At 62.8% G+C, this 19,517-nt stretch carries 19 protein-coding genes; 7 read left to right on the top strand and 12 right to left on the bottom strand.

Annotated elements, in window-relative coordinates; genetic code table 11:
• The first annotated feature begins 30 nt into the window (after positions 1 to 30).
• The 5 genes from AC13C8_RS02640 (at position 31) to AC13C8_RS02620 (ending at position 3,418) form a co-directional block, all read left to right on the top strand.
• Positions 31 to 438, top strand: a complete 408-nt coding sequence (locus AC13C8_RS02640; protein WP_043753122.1) for a DoxX family protein — start codon at positions 31 to 33, stop codon at positions 436 to 438.
• 66 nt (positions 439 to 504) lie between these two features.
• Positions 505 to 1,320 (top strand): DODA-type extradiol aromatic ring-opening family dioxygenase, encoded by an 816-nt coding sequence (locus tag AC13C8_RS02635; protein ID WP_136340168.1) that lies wholly within the window; start codon positions 505 to 507, stop codon positions 1,318 to 1,320.
• A gap of 8 nt (positions 1,321 to 1,328) precedes the next feature.
• Positions 1,329 to 1,826 (top strand): luciferase domain-containing protein, encoded by a 498-nt coding sequence (locus AC13C8_RS02630; protein ID WP_036051542.1) that lies wholly within the window; start codon positions 1,329 to 1,331, stop codon positions 1,824 to 1,826.
• A gap of 42 nt (positions 1,827 to 1,868) precedes the next feature.
• Positions 1,869 to 2,771: an SDR family oxidoreductase gene (locus AC13C8_RS02625; RefSeq protein WP_152467180.1), complete on the top strand. Its 903-nt coding sequence runs from the start codon at positions 1,869 to 1,871 to the stop codon at positions 2,769 to 2,771.
• Positions 2,771 to 3,418 carry a glutathione S-transferase family protein gene (locus tag AC13C8_RS02620; protein WP_051372683.1) on the top strand — a complete coding sequence of 216 codons (648 nt, stop codon included), beginning with the start codon at positions 2,771 to 2,773 and terminating at the stop codon, positions 3,416 to 3,418. The genes AC13C8_RS02625 and AC13C8_RS02620 overlap by 1 nt, the downstream gene beginning before the upstream one ends.
• A 568-nt stretch (positions 3,419 to 3,986) precedes the next feature.
• Here the strand turns inward: AC13C8_RS02620 and AC13C8_RS02615 are convergent.
• Positions 3,987 to 4,325, bottom strand: coding sequence for a DUF736 domain-containing protein (locus tag AC13C8_RS02615; RefSeq protein WP_065331505.1), 339 nt, complete (start codon positions 4,323 to 4,325; stop codon positions 3,987 to 3,989).
• A 366-nt stretch (positions 4,326 to 4,691) separates the two neighbouring features.
• Between AC13C8_RS02615 and AC13C8_RS02610 the strand changes: the two genes are divergently transcribed.
• Positions 4,692 to 6,053, top strand: a complete 1,362-nt coding sequence (locus tag AC13C8_RS02610) for an ISKra4 family transposase (RefSeq protein ID WP_040182552.1) — start codon at positions 4,692 to 4,694, stop codon at positions 6,051 to 6,053.
• A 243-nt stretch (positions 6,054 to 6,296) separates the two neighbouring features.
• On the opposite strand, the gene AC13C8_RS02605 is transcribed toward AC13C8_RS02610, so the two are convergent.
• The 11 genes from AC13C8_RS02605 to ftsH all read right to left on the bottom strand — a co-directional run bounded on the left by AC13C8_RS02605 (position 6,297) and on the right by ftsH (position 18,295).
• The gene (locus AC13C8_RS02605) at positions 6,297 to 7,442 is read right to left on the bottom strand and encodes a cation:proton antiporter domain-containing protein (protein WP_482846337.1); all 1,146 of its coding nucleotides are present in this window, start codon (positions 7,440 to 7,442) and stop codon (positions 6,297 to 6,299) included.
• 49 nt (positions 7,443 to 7,491) lie between these two features.
• Positions 7,492 to 7,914, bottom strand: coding sequence for a thioredoxin TrxC (trxC, locus tag AC13C8_RS02600; RefSeq protein WP_482846336.1), 423 nt, complete (start codon positions 7,912 to 7,914; stop codon positions 7,492 to 7,494).
• A 57-nt stretch (positions 7,915 to 7,971) separates the two neighbouring features.
• Positions 7,972 to 8,814 carry an SDH family Clp fold serine proteinase gene (locus AC13C8_RS02595; RefSeq protein WP_482846335.1) on the bottom strand — a complete coding sequence of 281 codons (843 nt, stop codon included), beginning with the start codon at positions 8,812 to 8,814 and terminating at the stop codon, positions 7,972 to 7,974.
• The gene (locus AC13C8_RS02590) at positions 8,805 to 9,443 is read right to left on the bottom strand and encodes a rhomboid family intramembrane serine protease (RefSeq protein ID WP_482846334.1); all 639 of its coding nucleotides are present in this window, start codon (positions 9,441 to 9,443) and stop codon (positions 8,805 to 8,807) included. Before AC13C8_RS02590 ends, AC13C8_RS02595 begins: the two co-directional genes overlap by 10 nt.
• A gap of 194 nt (positions 9,444 to 9,637) precedes the next feature.
• The gene (locus AC13C8_RS02585) at positions 9,638 to 10,120 is read right to left on the bottom strand and encodes a bacterioferritin (protein WP_078530854.1); all 483 of its coding nucleotides are present in this window, start codon (positions 10,118 to 10,120) and stop codon (positions 9,638 to 9,640) included.
• Between the two features lie 53 nt (positions 10,121 to 10,173).
• Positions 10,174 to 10,755, bottom strand: coding sequence for an NADH dehydrogenase ubiquinone Fe-S protein 4 (locus tag AC13C8_RS02580; protein WP_078530853.1), 582 nt, complete (start codon positions 10,753 to 10,755; stop codon positions 10,174 to 10,176).
• Between the two features lies 1 nt (position 10,756).
• A complete protein-coding gene (locus AC13C8_RS02575) occupies positions 10,757 to 11,377 on the bottom strand; it encodes a hypothetical protein (RefSeq protein ID WP_078530852.1) in 621 nt (206 codons plus the stop codon).
• 211 nt (positions 11,378 to 11,588) lie between these two features.
• Positions 11,589 to 12,236, bottom strand: coding sequence for an HdeD family acid-resistance protein (locus AC13C8_RS02570; RefSeq protein WP_038146996.1), 648 nt, complete (start codon positions 12,234 to 12,236; stop codon positions 11,589 to 11,591).
• An 11-nt stretch (positions 12,237 to 12,247) separates the two neighbouring features.
• Complete coding sequence (locus AC13C8_RS02565; RefSeq protein ID WP_482846333.1) at positions 12,248 to 13,405, bottom strand: sigma-70 family RNA polymerase sigma factor; 1,158 nt, start codon at positions 13,403 to 13,405, stop codon at positions 12,248 to 12,250.
• Between the two features lie 77 nt (positions 13,406 to 13,482).
• A complete protein-coding gene (locus tag AC13C8_RS02560; RefSeq protein WP_482846332.1) occupies positions 13,483 to 16,392 on the bottom strand; it encodes an ATP-dependent Clp protease ATP-binding subunit in 2,910 nt (969 codons plus the stop codon).
• A gap of 70 nt (positions 16,393 to 16,462) precedes the next feature.
• Positions 16,463 to 18,295: an ATP-dependent zinc metalloprotease FtsH gene (gene ftsH, locus AC13C8_RS02555; protein ID WP_482846331.1), complete on the bottom strand. Its 1,833-nt coding sequence runs from the start codon at positions 18,293 to 18,295 to the stop codon at positions 16,463 to 16,465.
• A 154-nt stretch (positions 18,296 to 18,449) separates the two neighbouring features.
• Between ftsH and AC13C8_RS02550 the strand changes: the two genes are divergently transcribed.
• Positions 18,450 to 19,403: a zinc metalloprotease HtpX gene (locus tag AC13C8_RS02550; RefSeq protein ID WP_482846330.1), complete on the top strand. Its 954-nt coding sequence runs from the start codon at positions 18,450 to 18,452 to the stop codon at positions 19,401 to 19,403.
• Positions 19,404 to 19,517 lie beyond the last annotated feature (114 nt).

The raw sequence follows: 19,517 nt of genomic DNA, 5'->3' as shown, positions 1-19,517 counted from the left end.
AACAAGCCCTTGCAAACAGGGAGTGCGGTGATGAGTGACAACGTGGCAAAGTATGTCTACTGGATCGCGACCGGCCTTGTGGCGCTGGTCTATCTGGGTGCGGCGACTTTCTACATCTCATCCCACGATATGGTCGCGGGCATGTATCGCGAGGTGTTGAGCTATCCCACATACATCATCTGGCCGCTCGCGATTTTGAAGATTGTCGGCGCGGTGGTGATTCTCTGGCGCCCTTCGGCGATGCTGGCGGACTGGGCTTACGCGGCGATGTTCTGGCATCTGGTGTTGGCGTTCGGGGCGCATGTGGGCGCGGGCGATCCAGGCTGGCCACCGGCTCTTGCGACCTGGGTGCTCCTGATCGCCTCGTGGATGACAGCCAATCGCGTGCGTGCGGTAAAGTCGGCATATGCGCCGACGTTTCCGACAGAGACGAATTAATCCGATGCGGAGTTGCCACGGCGCTGGCCATCCACCCTCGGGCTTGGGGTTCAAAAGGACGACAGAATGACCGAAAGGCAGCCGACAGTGTTTGTTCCCCATGGAGGCGGCCCTTGCTTCTTCATGGACTGGAACCCGCCTGACACCTGGGACAGGCACCGCAGATTCCTTGAGGCTTTGCCTGCGAGCCTGCCGGCAAAGCCCAAGGCGCTTCTCGTGATCTCAGGCCATTGGGAGGAACGGGTGTTTACCGTGCAGACCAACTCCGCGCCGCCGCTGCTGTTCGACTATCAGGGGTTTCCCCCCCATACTTATCAGCTGACCTGGCCCGCGCTAGGCGATCCTACGCTGGCGGCCCGTGCAAGCGAGCTATTGAATGGCGCGGGTTTTGAAACCCGGGCCGACGCTACGCGTGGCTTCGATCATGGGGTGTTTGTTCCGCTAAAGGTGGCTTTGCCTGAGGCCGACATACCTACCGTCCAACTGAGCCTGCGCGACGATCTCGACGCTGAGGCGCATCTTGCTGCTGGTCGCGCGTTGGCGCCCTTGCGAGACGAAGGTGTTCTGATCATCGGGTCCGGCAACACCTATCACAACATGGGCAAGATGATGCGGGCGATGAGGGGCGGACCCGATGGCCCGGTGAACGGCGGCGACTTCGACCGATGGCTCACGGGTGCGGTGACCCATGAAGACCCCGGGGCGCGCCGCGCCATGCTGGCTGCTTGGGATCGGGCACCCGGCGCACGCGACGCCAATCCGCGCGAGGAACATCTAATTCCATTGCACGTCGTGGCCGGCGCCGCGCTTGCGGATCGGGGGGAAAAGACCCTCGAGGATCACGTATTGGGCGCGGTCGAAAGCGCGTTCAGATTTGGATAGGACCAGATATGTGCTTCGAACTTCCCTTGCGGCAGGGTCCGCGCCCCGAAACCACCGAGTGCGCCCCGCATGAGCAAGTGTCGCAGAACTCCTCGGCCGAGATTCACGCATTGTTCAAGCAGAAGGCCTTCGCCCTGCCCTTCGTCGAGCGTTGCCGATCGGGTATTTCGGTCCCCGGCGCCGAGGCATTAGTCCTGCCGCGGCCGCATGCCTGCGGCCCGCGCGAAGCCTTCATGATCGGACGCGAATTTGCGCATGTGCATCCCGCCTATGACGGTTCGTCGCACATGATGCTGCCGCTGGCGGCGGTTGAGGAACTCATCGCGAAGGGATGGGGCGAACAGCACCCGATGGCCTCGGCCGGATACATCCCGGCCAATGCGATCATGGCCTTTGCTCCACGCGATGAGGCAGAGGTCGATGTGATGATCAAAATCCTGACCACAAGCTGGGGTTTCGCGCGCGGCAAGCTGGCGAATCCCGCCCCCACCCAAATCCACGATTGATCGCAAGCGCGCTTGCAGAAACATCAAGATAAGAGAGATACCATGTCCAACATCCAGAACGGCCCCTTCATCGTGACCGGCGCGTCCGGACAACTTGGCCGGCAGGTGGTCGACCTGCTGGTTCAGGCAGGTGCCGGGCCGGTCATCGCGATCTCGCGCACTCCCGACAAGCTTGCCGATCTGGCGGGAAAAAGAGTCGAGGCGCGCGAGGGCGATTTCAACGACCCGGCTTCTCTTGAAGCAGCCTTCGCGGGCGGCAAGCGTCTCCTCATCATCTCCACCGACGATCTGGAGCCGGGCAAGCGGCTCGCAGCTCATTCCAATGCGATTGCTGCGGCCAAGACGGTAGGTATCGACCACATCGTCTATACCTCCTTCGCAGGCCCAGTCGCGGAAAGTCCAATCGGATTCGCTCAAGACCACGAAGGGACCGAGAAGCTGATCACGGAAAGTGGGGCGGATCATACGATCCTGCGCAACAATATGTACACCGACTTTCTGTTGATGGGCGGCCAGCAGAGCGTCGCCATGGGCACGCATTTCTCCGCCGCAGCAGATGGCAAGACCGGATATGTGACACGCGCGGATTGCGCCCGTGCCGCAGCCGCGGCGCTAATGAAAGCTACGGGAAGGGAGACCCTCGATATCACCGGGCCGGAGACGGTCAGCCAGGCCGAGGTCGCGGCGATCTTGTCCGAAATTGCGGGTAAGGAAATCCCCTATGTCGCCCTGCCCGCCGAGGATCTGGTGCAGGCGATGATCGCAAATGGACTGCCGGAGTTCATGGCGAGGGTCTTTGCCTCCTTCGACGAAGCAATCGCGCAGGGCTATCTCGATGTGGCCAGCGGCGATCTCGAATCGCTCACCGGCAAGCCCGGACAGTCGGTGGCCGATTTCCTGGCCGCTAACCGCGCGGCGCTTCTTCAGGCGCCGCAGGAACAATAATGCTGGAAAATGTCATGAGGCTTTACAACGCGAACTTCTCACCGAATGCGCTGCGTGTACGGGCGGTGGCGCACGAACTGGGCGTGGAACTCGAAATCGTCGAGGTCGACATCCGTGCCGGGGACAACCGCGCGGCGGAATTTCTTGCCCGCAATTCAAATGCAAAGGTGCCTGTTTTGGAGGACGGGAATTTCGTGCTCTGGGAGTCCCGGGCGATCTGTGCCTATCTGGCCGGGATCCGGCCCGAGGCAGGGCTCTATCCTGATGGCCTCAAGACGCGGGCCCTCGTCGATCAGTGGGCCTGGTGGCAAGCCATCCACCTAGGCCCGGCGATGCAGAAGTTGTCCTTTGAGCTGTTCCTCAAAGAGAAATTCGGCATGGGCGATCCTGATCCTACTGTGGTCGAAGCGGAACGGAAAGCCACCGATCAGTTCCTTGCCGTTCTGGAAACCGGACTCGACGATAAGGATTGGATTGCAGGCGCACTCAGCCTTGCCGACTTCTATCTGGCGACCACATTCATGTATCGCGACCAAGCGGGGATTTCGCTGGACGAATTCCCCAGAATCGCGGGCTGGATCGGCCGGCTTGAAGCGCGTGACAGCTGGCAGAAGGCCGTAGCACCGCTTCTTGCGCTCTTCGCCTGACATCGCGCTCGCCGCGATGATTGAACGATCTGCATCACGTCCGGCGATCGGCGCGCTATCAGATTTAGACATGAGCAGGAAGCGTCGCATGACAGAAATTAGCCGCAGACAGCCGCGACAACCAACCTGACAAGAGTTCCTCCGGAAGCAATGCGGCGGTTTTGGGATGTAGATGCTGTGTCTCATCCCGATCTTTAGAGTTTTCGCGCGGAGTGTATTCATCAGGTCCGATAACTCAGCATCCGTCGCGCCAATTGAGCACGTGCCGTTCGTCCAAGACAAAGACTGATCTCACGGCCTCCGCGAGCGGGATGCCGAGCACAGTGTAACCGTGCAGGACAGCTATGCGGGTGTCACTGTTCCCTTAATTCTTGGACGCTGATGTATGTGACCGTTCAGAACCGCGGGGTCATGCTGCCCTGAGCAAGGGTGGTGTAGGACTTATGAAGCTCGCAATGTTGCCCGCAATAGGCTGCTTCGGGGCTTCATATTTCGTTCGTTCACTCAAACCGCTGTCGTTCCCAGGAACAAGAAAAAACCAGACCGCCGGAGCGGTCTGGCCGTTGGCTTAGGCGGCGTCTTTGGGGCCCCAAGGGATGACAGCCTGCAGGGACAGATCGTCCTGGTTTGCGGCCTTGCCGAGGTTGGCGTTGAAGCCGTGGTCGCGGATGGTCAGCGTGTAGTAGTCGGCGCCGGTCTCCTTGTTCTGCTTCTTCCAGATGCCGCCGCACTCGACCAGCTTGCCGCGCGGGGAGCGGCCGAGGACGCGGTGCGTGGGGGCCATCGGGTTCGTGCTCGCGACGGGTTCGACCGTGATGTCGAGGTCGAAGGTCAGGGTCGAGATGGAGCCGACGCCCTTGGCGGTTTCGATGTCGGTGCTGGTGAATTTAATGCAGTTCGTGGTCATTGCTCTTCTCCTTGTTTGCATTGCAATGATGGTCACCTTGCAGCTGGCCAAGGCCCGGCCACACCGAAGGCGAAGCGTAGCGGAGAGGGGCAGGCGCCGGTCTTTTTGGCGCGCGAGGAATGACCCGTAGGGTCAGGGGAAAAAGATCGGCGACAACCTTTGTGGACGGGACGACAGCTGCGACCAGCATGTCATGCAGAGCAACACATCGGGAGAAGTGCGGTGGCCGCGAAGGACACCCAGGTGAACAGCCGATGAAACTGCCGGGGGCGGTGTCCTTTCTGCCCTCGGGAGTGGACAAAACATGGGGGTCATCTTCGTCGTTGCGGCCCGTGCTAAGGTGAGTTCTTTGCGTGTGGGGCTGCCATGGACGTACGGATTACAATCGAAACTACCTTCGACAACGGGGAGAAGCGCACTCATCAGCTTGACGGCATTTCACGACCCTACCGGGTGACCTGTCCAGACGGGATCGGGTTGCGCCTCGAGGATGGGAAGAGGGTTGTCGAACAGATTCAGCGGGCAATTCTTTGCGATCAGGTTGAGGAAATCATCCGAGAAAGCCGCGTATGCCCGGATTGCGCCTCGGTTCGTGCCATTCATGACTATCGCACGCGCGATCTCGACACGCTCTTTGGGCGGGTTCGGGTCAAAGCCGCGCGCTTGCGCCGCTGTTCGTGTGATGCCAGGTCAGCGGCGATGCCCGGCGGACCTATTTCTCCGCTGGCCTATTTCTTTCCTGACCGGGCTACCCCGGAGCTGCAGCGGCTCCATGCGGAACTCGGGTCCCGGCATTCCTTTCGCGAAGCCGCGCGGCTGATGAAAAGCTTCCTCCCCTGCCATCCGCCCCATCACACCACGGTGCGTGACCGGTTGGGAAGAGTAGCCGCGGGGCTCGAGAAAAGTCGAAGGGCATCAGGCGATCCCGCTGAAGCACTTCCCAAAGGGGGTTTGACGGTTTTTCTGGACGGTGCGCATATCCGCTGTCGACCGGAGTATCAGCAGCGACACCTGGATCTTGTGGTCGGTAAGATTGAAAGTCGCAATATGTGCCGACGATTTGGCTTGGTCGCCAATGCGACGGCATCGCCAGGCAGCCGGATGCGAGAAGAGCTGTCAGACTTTGGATGGAAGCCGGGCCGTCTGTTGACGGTAATCTCTGATGGCGAGCTTGCTCTCCCGAACCTCATACGGAATGCCATGGGTGGCGACGGCCAGGTGAAGCATATCCTCGACTGGTGGCACATCTCGATGCGTATTCGACATGTCGAGGCCGCCGTTCAGGGTCTGGTCCAGATACCGGGATTCACTGGAATTCCGGTGCTGTTCCAGCGCCCCGCGAAAAGCCTTCGCTGGTGGCTGTGGCATGGCAGAGCACGGGTCGCGGAAACTTATCTGAAAGGGCTCATGCACGATTGCACCCGCCTTGCGGAAGAACCTTTGGCTGTCCGCACCGCTGCCGCTCGTGTGCAGGCCCGATGCGGGACACTGTACACCTATCTCGCGAACAACATGGAATCCCTTGTCGACTATGGCCGACGGTACCGTAACGGGCTGCCCATCTCGTCATCTCGTGCCGAAGGATCAGTCGATGACATTGCCAATGCCCGCATGGGAAAGCGCAGAAGGATGCGGTGGTCGCCCAAAGGGGCTCACCGAGTAGCCGTCACAAGGGCCGCAGTTCTCGATGGTCGGCTGACCGTCGCAAACAGAAAACGCGCCGCATGACCCCCATGTTTTGTCCACTCCCATCCAACAGCGCCGGGCCAGGGCAAGATCGCGGCGCGGCATCCGCGGGTCTGATCCGGGCGCGCACGTCTATCCTTTCGGGATCGGTGCGCCGAGCGGTTCCGGAATACGGGCGCCCGAAAAGATCGAGGGTCGAAAAGGTATCGGCCGCCGCAGAAGGTCCTGACCGTGCCGCCCGACTGTAACCGCTCCAGCTGCCGAGATCATCTGTGGACGAAAAACTCAGGCGTTCAGTCCCGACCGCCTGATCATGAGACTTCCGACCACAATGCTCGCACCAACCGCGAGTAGGATAGGGCCGGCGAATTCCTCCGCAACAATGCCCGACGCCGAGGAAACCGATAGCAGCATCAGGCTGAATTCTCCTCCGTGGGCCAGGATGATTCCGGTGCGCAATGAGGTCTGAAACGACTCGCCGAATAGTCGGGCGACGACCATAACAATCAGCGTCTTGCCCACGAGAAGAATGACAAGCCAGATCAGCACGACAGGCCATGCAGAAGGAATGATGCAAAGTGGCAATTGTGTTCCGATGCCGATAAAGAAAATCCCGACAAACAAATCGCGGAAGGGCCTAATCTCGTTCTCGACCGCATGGCGCGCGTCGCCCTCGCCGATAATCATGCCGGCCGCAAATGCGGCGAGTGCCGGAGAAAGGCCGGCGGTGGCCGCGACAATCCCAGAGCCTAGTGCAATGGTGAGCGCGAGGAGTTGGGCAAGTTCCGGATCGCCACGCGACGCTACCCAACGGGCAAGTATCTGCACCGGGCCACGGGCAATGAACAGAGCTGCAACCAATGCCGTTGCACCGGCGACGACCGTTATCACGGCATACCCTTCGGCGGCCCCGCTCATTGCATCGTGAAGAAGCAGAAATGCGACGGCTGCCAAATCCTGAAACAGAAGCACTGCAATGGCGAGGCGCCCTTGGGCCGATCCTAGAGCGTTCACGCTTGCGAGCACCTTGAGGCACATGGCCGTGGACGACATGGCAACGGCCCCGCCGACAAGGATCGCGGCGACGGGCGCGAGGCCGAATGCCTGACTTCCCACGACCGCAGCGAGTATTGTCGTGATCGCGACCTGCGCGCCGCCGACACCGAAAACGTGATGCCTGAGCGTCACAAGCTTCTCGAACGAGAATTCGAGGCCGAGCGCGAACAGCAAGAGTATCACGCCAATCTCGCCGATGTTGGTGAGGGCGGTGCTTTGAGCAAGCAGGCCGAAACCGGGCGGCCCAATCAACAGACCGGTCAGGATGTATCCCACGATGCTGGGCACGCCGATCCGTGAGCACGTCGTGACGAACACGAATGCCACTCCGACCAGCAGGGCCGCACTTTCGAGAAATCCGGTCACGCTGTGCATTTGACTTATCCAAATCGCATGGCGCAGGGAAGGCCAGGAGCCAAAATCATCAGAGCCGGGATTGCGCCCATTGCGCAATCTGGACGGCAGACATCGCGCCGCTCTGGCGCGCGATTTCCTTGCCGCCTTTGAAGAGGATCATGGTGGGAATGCCGCGGATCTCGTAGCGGCCGGCGATCTGCTGTTCGGCTTCCGTATTGAGCTTGCCCAGGCGGACACGGGGTTCGAGCGAGCGCGCCGCCGCTTCGAATTGGGGCGCCATCATCTTGCATGGCCCGCACCACTCGGCCCAGAAATCGACGAGCAACGGCAGGTCGGCATTAGCGTGGCGGTCGAAATTCGCCGCCGTTAGCGTAACCGGATGGCCCTGAAAGAGGGCGCCGCCGCAGCGTCCGCAATTGGGATTGTCGCCCAGGCGCTCTTGCGGCACCCGGTTGGTGGAATTGCAGTTCGGGCAGATAACGGTCGTCATTTGGTTTCCTTTGCTGAGCAGGCCCGGTCTTCCGGGCGGTGGATGGTTCTCTCGACGTCAGTGGCCAGACAGGCTGCGGCGCGCCTCGCGTTCTCGCGGCACGGGCAGATATTCGACGCCGCCGCCCTGCCGCCGCACAGGCTGCGGGTAAAGCGTCATCAGTTCCAGGACTTCCTTGGGCATGTCCGTTCCGACGGGCAGGCCCAGCTCGCGTGCCTCATCGGCGGAGATCGGATAATCATGGGTCCAGGTGCCGGTCGCCAGTTTCGCCGCCACATCCGCCGCCCGGGCCTCATCCATTTTGTCCGAGAGAAGCCGCTTCGCGAAGGCCTCGATCTGCGCGATGGCCTTGCGACCGACATCGGCCATGATCAGCGTCTGGTCGTCGATCTCGGCGATGGGTTTTTCCTCGACGACCTTGATCAGCGAGGCGGCGGGCATCTGGCCGAGCTGCGGATCGACGGGGCCCAGCACGGAATGCTCGCACATCACGATCTCGTCGGCGGCAAGCGCGATCAAGGTGCCGCCCGACATCGCGTAATGCGGCACGAACACGGTGACCTTTCCCTTATGGCCCTGAATGGCCCGCGCGATCTGGGTTGCTGCCAGCACCAGCCCACCCGGCGTGTGCAGCACGATATCGAGCGGCACCTCGTCGTCGGTCATCTGGATCGCACGCAGGACTTCCTCGGAATCGTTGACGTCGATGTAGCGCATCAGGGGAAAGCCCAGCAGGTTCATGGTCTCCTGCCGGTGGATCAGCGAGATGACGCGGCTCGCGCGTTTCTTCTCGATCTGGGCAATCTTGCGGGTGCGCATCGCCTCCAGATATCTGCGCTGAAGCACCGGTTGCAGCGCAGAGAAGATGAAGAAGAGCCAGAAAAGCTGCGTTATGTCCATGGACCTTGTCCTCCTTGCCGTCGGCCGTCGGGCAAAAAGCCGTAGATGCCTTCGTCGCGGTAATAGTTGCGATAGCCGTCGGCGCGCCTTCGAAGGAATGGCGTGACGAGCCAACCGGCGACGAACCCGCCGATATGCGCCCACCAGGCGACGCCGCCCATGGCCTGATCGCCCAGCGACAGGATGCCGGGGATCACCTGCAGGCCGAGCCAGATCATCGCGAAGCCAAGGGCCGGGACCTCGAAGAACAGCGGCAGGAAGAGAACCGGCACCATCACCACCAGCTTCGCCGCCGGAAACATGCGCGCATAAGCGCCGATCACGCCCGCGATCGCGCCGGATGCGCCGAGCGCGGGAATTACGGAATCGGGGTTGGCCAGGGCATGCGCCAGGCTGGCCGCGATACCGCAGAACAGATAGAACAGCGTGAACCGGCCCGGCCCAAGCCGGTCCTCGACCGCGGGGCCGAAAATCCAGAGCGTCCACATGTTCAAGATGAGGTGAAGCCAGCCCCCGTGCAGGAAGATATTGGTCAGGAATGGGGTCCAGCCGGACGGGGCGATGAGGCTTAGCTGTCCGAAGAAGCGCGAAGGCACCAGCGCGAACTCGAAAAGGAACCTGTCTACCACGCGCGGCGGCAGGCTTGTCTGATAGAGAAACGCGAGGACGTTCGCAGCAATGAGCGCCCATATGATGACGGGCGGGTAACGGCGTGCGACGCTGTCAAGATAGGGAAACAGTGGCAGTCTCCGCGTTCATCGGGGTGTCTGGCGGTCGTGGCGGAGCAAGGCGCGCGCGCGCGCGCCCGCCTTGCCCCTCGCCGTCACGCTTCGGCCTTGGTCTCATCGAGGAAGCGCAGGCTGTAACTGGCCTCGCCCAGCCTTTCGATGAGCTCGAGCTGCAACTCCAGCCAGGCCTTGTGCCCTTCCTCGTCGAGCACGATTTCCTCGAACAGCATTCGCGATCCGATGTCGTTTTCCTCTGCCGCGGCGCGTGCCGCCTGGCTGTAGAAGGCAATCGCCTCTTCCTCGTCCTTGAGGTCGGCTTCAAACATCTCGCGCAGGGTCTTTGCCCGAACCGGCGGCTTGTCGAAAGCCACCTCGGGCTCACCCTTGAGAAACAGGATCCGCTCCAGAAAGCGGTCGGAATGGCCGCCTTCCTCGGTCTGTTCCTCGCGCATCTGCGCGGCGAGACCGACAAGGCCCCAGTCCTCCAGGACATGGGCATGAAGCTGATACTGGTGTGTGGCGCTGATCTCCATCCTGAGCGCCTTGTTCAGGTTATCGATGGTTTTGGCGTTGGACATTCCATCTCTCCTCGGTTGGGTTATGGTAAAGTATCAGCTCCGCAGGCGGGGCGTCACGTCTTGCGCCGCCCCGCCGCGACGGTCACGCCCGTCCAGGCCGGCGGATCAGAAGCGGGGAAGGATTCGAGATCGGCCTCAAGCACCGGATCGAGCGGGCGATCATCGGTCCCGGACAGATCCCGCGCGCCATCTTGATCGACCGCCCTTCGCAGGCGGTGGTCCGAATGCCCCTGACCCGTGCCGGAGGAGACCCGAAAGGCCCCCGGCGCATCGGCCCCCTTGTAGAGTCGGTGCCTTTCCTGCCCCCGCCAGGGGTTGGGCGCGGTGCGGTGCGGGGCGTCCTCGCGCACGACATAATGCCAGTCCTGCCGCTCTGCGAAGTCCACGGCGCTATCGCGGTCGGGGAATTTCAGCCGGATCGGGCGATAGGGATCGTCGCTGGAGGTATGTCCCATCAGCGGGTCGATCTGCGGCGGCCGGGACGGCTCGAACTCCAGGACCCAGTAGTTGGGCCGAGGCGCCGATGTCATCGCGGAACGGGCAGGACGGTAGATGATTGCCGTCGGCACGTCCCAGGATGGCAGATCGGTTCCGGGAATTTTCGGCGGGAATGGTGGACGATTATGGCCGCGCATATCAGTTCTCCCGGGTGTCGGTGGATACGAGAAGGTGACGTTCGAGATCGTCGAGTTTTTCCATTCGCCTCGAATTCAGGCGAACGGCGCGTTCGGTGTTCTGCGAAGGAAAGGCAGCAGCGTGCAGGACGTCCGACCGCATCGCTATCGTGAGATCGGCGACGGCATTCATCACGCCCTCTCCGTCCCCGTCCGAGAGCGTGCCGTCAGCAAAACCGGACTGCAAGCTCTCCAGTACCTGCTCGAAGCTGGACACGACCCCTGCACTCGCGACCACAGCCAGCTTGTGGCTGAGAACACGCAGTTCATCGATCAGCTTCGCATCGTGCCTTGCGGTTTCCACGATCTCTGCGACCTTCTCGATACAGGCCATGTAAATGTCGCATTGCTGCTGGAGGATGATGACCCTTCCTTCCTTGCGAAGCTCGAGATCGGTCTGGCGATTGAGAAGCGCCGCGGTCAGAATGATCGTCACGACAGCGCCGAGGAAGATGAGCGTCATCTCCTGCGCGAAAGGCAGTATGTCTTCGGCAAGATACATCGAACGAAAAACGAAAAGGATTCCGATGCCCAAGGCAGCGGCCGCACCAGCAAATGCCAAGTCAGGCAGGCGGTTCGACATCAGCACCTCGCATTTTCGGTGTCAGGTGGCATGCACGGCTTTGCATCGGCGTCCGGCGCCTCTGCGTCCCGGTGCCGCAGGAAGATTGGCGTCGGACCGCTGCCGAACGGATTGAAGCCGGTGCTCAGGCAACGGTCGAAGATCGTTTCGTCCCATCGGGTGAAATCGTGCTCCTCGCCGGCAAGTCGCCCGTCATGCATCACAGGGCACCTCACGCCTTTGCCGATGGGGGAGCGTCATCGAAGGCCGCACCGTCCGAACGATCCGCCTTGCGAAGCCGTAACCCGAGGAGGATCATCATCACCCCGAAGAACGCGGCGTAGAAGCCGATCAGCCAGCCGAGCGCGAGGAAGCTTTCGACCGGGCGCGTCAGCAGCATCCAGGTCACGACGACACCGAGAACGACCGAGAGAAGGCCGCTTAGGATCAGCCAGATTTCGCCGTCGATTTCCTTTCGCAGGCGGATCGCTGCCGCGATCTCGAGGGCACCCGAGAACACGGACCAGAAGGCGATGCTGGCCCAGAGGAATGTCGCAAGCACAAGCGTCGCGACAAAAGGCGAGACAACCACGACGACGCCCGTGGCGATGCCCAGAATGCCGCTGAACATCAGCCAGCCCCAGCGTTCGCCCTTGCGGATGTTACGTATCGCGGCGACGAGGCCGAACACGCCGTCGGCAAAGGCGAACGCGCCGAAGACCAGCGTGAGCGCCAGAAGCGATTCCGCAGGCATGACGAAGGCTAGCACTGCGATGATCAATGCGAGCACGCCGCGTAACACGAATGCCCACCAATTCCGGGACAGGCTGCACAGCATGTCCTGCATCTTGTCGGTCGGGTTTTCAGAGGCTGTGGTCATTGGTCGATCTCCTATTCAGTTCCATGTAAGGTGTCGGAGCCGACCTCCTCGCCGGTTAGGGCGGCGGCCAAGCGGCGGCGATCCTCGATCGGCTGAGGCAGACGCTGCGTGTGAGCGATTTCCCGTTGGACGGGCGCGCGGCCTGATGGTTCTCTGACCAACCCGGCTTCGGCAAGCCTCGCGCGTAGTGTCGCGCCCGCATTTTCTGCGATCTCCGCGACCTCTGCCTCGGTCAGGCCGAAAAGGTCTGCCGTCTCCGCGATCGTAGCGTTGTCGAGGTGGAGCCGATAGAGAACGCGGCGTTCGACCGACGGAAGATCGGCGATTGCCCGGTGCAGCACCATGGCGATCTTATGCCGATCCGCTTGGCTCTCGGGGTCTGTGCCGCCGTCGTCGGCGATGAGGTCCTCCAGCATCAGCACTTCGTCGGGCTGGTAGAACTCGAACATCGCCTGATCCGCCTCGGTCGGATCCTCCGCCGGGGCCTTGGGTTCCGCCTCGATGGAGGCGGCATCCTCAGGCACGGCGCGGCGGGCGGCGCGGGATTCTTCCTCGATGGTCTGAAAAGCCAGCCGTTTCAGCCAGTCGCCGACGGAAAACTCCGAAGGCCGATCCTCGAAGCGGGCCAGCCCCTTGAGGATCGTCGCATCGACGATATCGCGAACGCTCAGGTAGCCAGCCGGCACAGACCCGCTACACTCCAGATAGGTCAACTCGCGCCTGACGGTATCGTAAACCGTATCGAGATGATCCTCGATCAGGTCAAAGAAGAGCTGGCGCCGGTCCGCTTCCGCCGCATCCCGCGCGGGCGGCAGCGGGGCGCCGATCCGGCGCCGGCGGGCGGGGCGCTTGTATTCAGGCTCGTGCTTGAGGCGCGCCACATGCCGATCGACCTGGTGGCGCAGGTCGGCAAAGGTCTTGCGCAGGACAGGCTCGATCTCGAATCCCTCTTCCCGCGCCACGATCACGCCCGACGGCAGTTGCAGGCGCAGGCTGATTTTGATGCGCTTCTTGCCCCTCGTCTGCGAGGCAACGACTTCGAGCCGGACCAGATCCTCGCGAAAGCGCGCAAGGTGCGGTTCAAGTTGCCGCACCTCTTCCTCGATGACCTCAGGCGCGCGCTGTTGGCCGTGCCGGTCGAGATTGCGGAATGATCTAATGACGTTCATGCCGTGGACCTTCCTATAACTCTCCGAAGAGATGGTCCGGCGCGACCGATATCGCGCCGGGCCAGTCTTTTGCGCTGTCACTCGGCGGACTTGTCGTCCTTGGACTGCACCTCATCCCCAACGCTGGGCTTCGGAACGTCCGTCTTGTTTTCGGCAACTTCGCTGGACTCGCCGATCCCGGCTTGGGCCGGATCGTCCGGGCTGTCGTCACCGGTGTCCTTTACGATCTTTTCGAACACGACCCTCTGTTCGTCCTCCGACCAGGCGACGCGGACCTTGTCACCATCCTCGATCCGCCCGGAGAGCATCTCGCGGGCCAACTCGGTCTCCAGCTCCGACCGGATCAGCCGGCGCAGCTCGCGGGCGCCGAATTCGGGGCGGAAGCCGACGGCACCGAAATGATCGACCACGCTGGTGTCGAATTCGAGTTCGACGCCCTGGGTCATCGCGGTGCGCTTCACCCGGTTCAACTGCAATTCGACGATCTGGCGGATCTCCGACTGGTTCAGCGAGTGGAAGACGATGATCTCGTCGATCCGGTTGATGAATTCGGGCCGGAAATGACCGCGCAGCACGTCCATCAGTTCGGATTTCTGCTTTGCCTCGTCGAACTCCTTCGTGCCGCGCTTCTGTAGGTTGCGCTGGATGATGTCGGAACCGAGGTTCGAGGTGGCGATGATGATGGTGTTGGTGAAGTCTACGACGCGCCCCTTGCCGTCGGTCAGACGCCCGTCGTCGAACACCTGAAGCAGGATGTTGTAGACATCCGGATGCGCCTTCTCGATCTCGTCGAGCAGCACCACCGAATAGGGCCGGCGGCGGACCTTTTCGGTCAGCTGGCCCCCCTCGTCATAGCCGACATAGCCCGGAGGCGCGCCGACCAACCGTGCCACCGCGTGACGCTCGCCATATTCCGACATGTCGATCCTGAGAAGCGCATCCTGATCACCGAAGATCACCTCGGCCAGCGTCTTGGCCAGTTCCGTCTTGCCGACGCCGGTCGGCCCGAGGAAGAGGAAGGTCGCAGTCGGACCGGAGCCTTCGCGCAGACCCGCGCGCGCGAGACGCACCGCATCGGCCACGGCGTGGATCGCTTCTTCCTGGCCGATGACGCGCTCGTGCAGCTTGTCTTCGAGCTTGAGGAGCTTGTCCTTCTCCTCGGTGGTCAGTTCGGTGACCGGAACCCCGGTGATCTTCGAGACGATCTGGGCGACGTGATCGGCGCGCACCTCGGCGGTCGCCGAAGCCTGATCGCGTTTCCATACCTCCAGCAGCTCGTCGAGCTCCGTCTGCCTGGCCTCCAGTTCCTTCTTCAGCTCGGCCGCCCGGTCGAATTGCTTGCGCGCGGCGGCATAGTCCTGTTCGCGCCTGATCTGCGCGACCTCGGCTTCGAGCTCCTGCACGTCCACGGGCCGCGCAGTGGCCGAGATCTTCACCCGCGCCGCGGCCTGGTCGATCAGGTCGATCGCCTTGTCGGGCATGAAGCGACCGGTGATATAGCGATCCGAAAGCTCTGCGGCGGCGATGATCGCCTCGTCGGTGATCGTCACCTTGTGGTGGCTTTCGAGCGTGTCGCGCAGCCCGCGCAGAATCATGATCGTCTGTGCGACCGTGGGCTCGTCCACATAGACCGGCTGGAAGCGGCGTTCGAGTGCGGCGTCCTTCTCGATGTATTTCTGGTATTCGTTGAGCGTTGTCGCGCCAATCAGGTTCAACTCGCCGCGCGCCAACGCCGGCTTGAATGTGTTGGCGATGTCAAGTCCGCCCTCGCCGCCGCCCTGGCCGGCGCCGACGATGGTGTGGATCTCGTCGATGAAGAGAATGAGGTTGTCTTTCTCCTCGGTTATCTCCTTGAGGATCTTCTGCACGCGCTCCTCGAACTCGCCGCGATACTTGGACCCTGCGACCATCGAGTTGATGTTCAGTTCAACCAGCCGCTTGTCGCGCAGGGCCTCGGGCACCTCGCCGGCCACGATCCGCTGGGCGAGCCCCTCGATGATGGCGGTCTTGCCGACGCCGGGCTCGCCGATCAGCACGGGGTTGTTCTTCTTGCGCCGCGCAAGAACCTCGATCGTCGTCTCGATCTCGCGAGCGCGACCGATCACCGGATCGAGCTTGCCCTCGCGCGCGGCCTTGGTGAGGTCGCGGCTGAACTGGTCGAGATCGGGGGTGTTCGACGGAGTGTCGACGCGGCCTTCCTCGGCACCCTTGCCGACCACCTTCGTCACCTGCTGGCGCAGCGCCTGCGGCGTCAGCCCCAGCTTGCGCAGCATCGCCGCCGCGAGGCCTTCGCCCTCTTCGGCGAGCCCGATCAGCAAATGTTCCGGCCCGACATAGGAATGGCCAAGCTCGTTCGAGGCGATGAAGGCGCGGTTCAGCGCGTCCTTGAGACGCGGGCTGACACCGATCTCGCCCTCGGTCTTGCCCTCGCCGTGTTTGGCCTCTTTCTCGATCTGGCGGGCAAGATCATCCGCATCGATCTTGAACTGCTCAAGGATCGTGCGCACGACATCCGACGTTGTCAGCGCCAGCAGCAGATGTTCGGTATCCACCTCGTTGCGACCGAACTCGCCCGCCTTCTGCGCCGCCGCCTGCAACAGCTTGTTGCCCTGTTCGCTCAACCGGTCGGCGATCGTCTGCCCGCCGCCGCCCCGGCGGGCTCCGCGGCGCGGCGCTTCGCCGCCGAAGGTCGCGTCCACCACATCGTCATCCCCGACGTCGCCACCGGTATCCGTCGCGCCCACAGAGCGGCCCCGCATCGGGCTGTCCCCGAAGAGGCTGCCAAAGCCGCTGTCGCCAAAGAACTCGTCGAACAGCGAAGACCTCCCGAACAGCGATTCGAGCGGCGAGGCGCTGCGGCCCGACCGGCGCACCATCTCGCGGTAATGCTGGTCGCAAAGCTCCATGTCCTGCGTCTTGCCGTTGATCGAGGCCCGCACGCGCGCCGTCGCCGGGCGGCCGCAGATATCGCATTTTCCGTTCGCCATTTTTTGGGCTCCCTCAAGTTGAAATTGTCACGACTACACATTGAAATGCGTGACGCAGATATGACGTGGATCAAACCGCCTTGTCCCGGGCCGGTTGGACCTTGCCCTGAACCTCCGCAAGGTCGGTCTCGTCCAGCGTCTCCTTCTCCAGCAGTCGCTGCGCGGTCTCGTCCAGCAGGGCGCGGTTCGCCGTCAGCAACGCCACCGTGCGCTCGAAGACCCCATCGACGATGTCGCGCACCTTCGCGTCCATCCGCTCGGCAGTGGCGTCGCTGTAGCGGCGGTTGAGCCAGGACGACTGATCGCCGGTGCCAAGAAAGCCCGGTCGCTCGCTGTCGTAACTCACATGACCCAGATCGGGGTCCATCCCGTAGCGCGCCACCATCGCGCGGGCGATGTCGGTGGCCTTCACCAGATCGTCCGCAGCCCCGGTCGAGAGATGATCGTAGATCACCTTCTCGGCCGCGCGCCCGCCCAGAAGCACGGCGATCTTGTTCTCCAGCTCCTCGCGGGTCATCAGGAAGCGGTCCTCGGTCGGGCGCTGGATCGTGTAACCGAGCGCGCCGATCCCGCGCGGGATGATCGAGACCTTGTGCACCGGATCCACCCCCGGCAGCGCCATCGCCACCAGTGCGTGGCCCATCTCGTGATGGGCCACGATCTCGCGTTCGCGCGGGTTCAGGAGGCGGTTCTTCTTCTCCAGCCCCGCGACGATGCGCTCGACGGCATTGGTGAAATCCTCCATGCCCACGGCCGCCGCCTTGCGGCGGGTGGCCAGAAGGGCGGCTTCGTTGACGAGATTGGCCAGATCCGCCCCGGAAAAGCCGGGCGTCAGCGCCGCGACCTTCTCGGCGTCGACATCCGGGGCGAGGGTGACCTTCTTCATGTGCACATTGAGGATCTGCACGCGGCCCGTCTTGTCGGGCTTGTCCACCAGCACCTGCCGGTCGAAGCGACCCGCGCGCAGGAGTGCCGGGTCGAGGATCTCGGGCCGGTTGGTGGCCGCCAGCAGAACGATGCCGGCCGACGGGTCGAACCCGTCGAGCTCGGTCAGAAGCTGGTTCAGCGTCTGCTCGCGCTCGTCATGGCCACCGGCGACCTGCCCGGCCGCTCGGGCGCGCCCGAGCGCGTCGAGCTCATCGATGAAGATCATCGCGGGGGCGGATGTCCGCGCCTGCTCGAAGAGGTCGCGCACCCGCGCGGCGCCCACGCCCACGAACATCTCGACGAATTCCGACCCCGAGATCGAGAAGAAGGTCACGCCCGCCTCACCCGCCACGGCGCGCGCCAGAAGCGTCTTGCCGGTGCCCGGCGGCCCGACCAGCAGGATGCCCTTGGGGATGCGCGCACCGAGCTTGCCGTAGTCGGCCGGGTTCCTGAGAAACTGTACCACCTCTTCCAGCTCGGCCTTGGCCTCATCCACGCCGGCGACATCGGCGAAGCTGACGCCAGTTTCCTTTTCCATATAGACCTTGGCCTTCGACTTGCCGACCTGCATGAAGCCGCCGAAACCCTGCCTGTCGGCGAACTTGCGAAACAGCAGCATCCAGATGCCGAAGAAGACGAGCGCCGGCGCCACCCAGGAAATCAGCGTGCCGAGGAACGTGTTCTGCGGCACGCCGGTGATTTCGACCCCCTTCTTGTCGATCAGTTGCAGGATCGAGGGATCGACGATGGTGGTCACGAAGTCGTTCTTGCCTTCCACTGGAACCGTAAACCGGCCCGAAATCGTATCGCGCCCCACGGTGACCGATTCGATCTTGCCGTCCTCGAGATAGGTCTGGAACTGGCTGAAGTTGATCGGTGCGACGGATCGCCAGCCCGCGATCGCGTTTTGGAGGAATAGAACGGCCACAAAAGCCACCACCCAATACCAGATGTTGTATTCGGTCTTCTTTTCCATTTCTCACCTGTTAGGTTCCAACCCGCGAACAGCTTAATGCGTTGTCGGCGCACCGCCAGACCAAAGTCGCGCCCCACCTCGTTTTTCGGGGGCGGGATCATTCCAGGGGTCGAAACCGTCCGGCCCTTCGGCTATCTACGGACGACTGACCCCGATGAAAGGCCCGGCCGAGATGACGTTCAATCCCCGCCACCGGTTCATCAACCTTGCCCAGTCTGTCCTGCTGCTGGCGGGAATGGGCGCCATCGGCTGGGTCGCCCTCAATGCCATCGTCGGCCCCGATCTGGCGCTGGCCATCGTTCTGGGCTCGCTGGGTGGGCTCCTGCTGGCGCCGGGGATGTCGAAACAGATCCTGATCCGCGCCTATCGCGCCCGCCGCCTGACCGGGCGCGACTTTCCCGAGGGGCTGGCGATCCTGGGCGAGCTGGCGCGCCGGGCGGGGCTGCCGCGGGTACCGGAACTTTACTACATCCCCAGCGAATTGCCGAATGCCTTCGCCATCGGCAAGCCGGAAGACAGTGTGGTCTGCATCAGCGACGGGCTCTTGCGGCTGCTCGATCGCCGCGAGCTGGCCGGCGTGCTGGCCCATGAGGTCGCCCATGTCGCCCATCGCGACCTGTGGATCATGGGGCTGGCCGATGCGTTGTCACGGGCGGTGTCGCTGGCATCCTGGTTCGGCCAGGTTATCCTGCTTGTGAACCTGCCGCTGATCCTCATGGGTGCGGCCTATGTGCCCTGGGAGGTGCCGCTTCTCCTGATCTTCTCGCCCACAATCATGGCGCTGCTGCAGCTTGCCCTATCGCGGACGCGGGAATATGAGGCCGATCTGGGCGGTGCGCGGCTGAGCGGCGACCCGGAGGGGCTGGCCTCGGCGCTTCTCAAGCTCGAACGCAGCGCGGGGCGGTTGTGGGAAGAGATGTTCCTGCCAGGCCGCCGCATCCCGGTGCCCTCGCTTTTGCGCACCCATCCGCCGACCGAGGAGCGGGTGCAGCGGCTGCGCGCGCTGGCGGGGCCGCTTCGGCCGACGCATCCCGAGGCGCCGTTGCGCCTGCCGCAGGTCGGCCGGATCGCGCCGCCGCGCTTCGGGCCCTGGGGTGTCTGGCGCTGAGCGAAAATTTCGTCGTGCCTCTCTTGAAACGAGCGTGACACATTCCTTGATTACAATCGAGACGCCCAATTGGGGTTTCAAGGACACGCAGAAAGGTTCGACTGCAAGAGCGGA

The sequence above is a fragment of the Aliiroseovarius sp. B-4 genome (assembly GCF_056857795.1).
The sequence above is the reverse complement of the archived record's forward strand: the minus strand, read 5'-3'. Positions and strand labels throughout refer to the sequence as shown.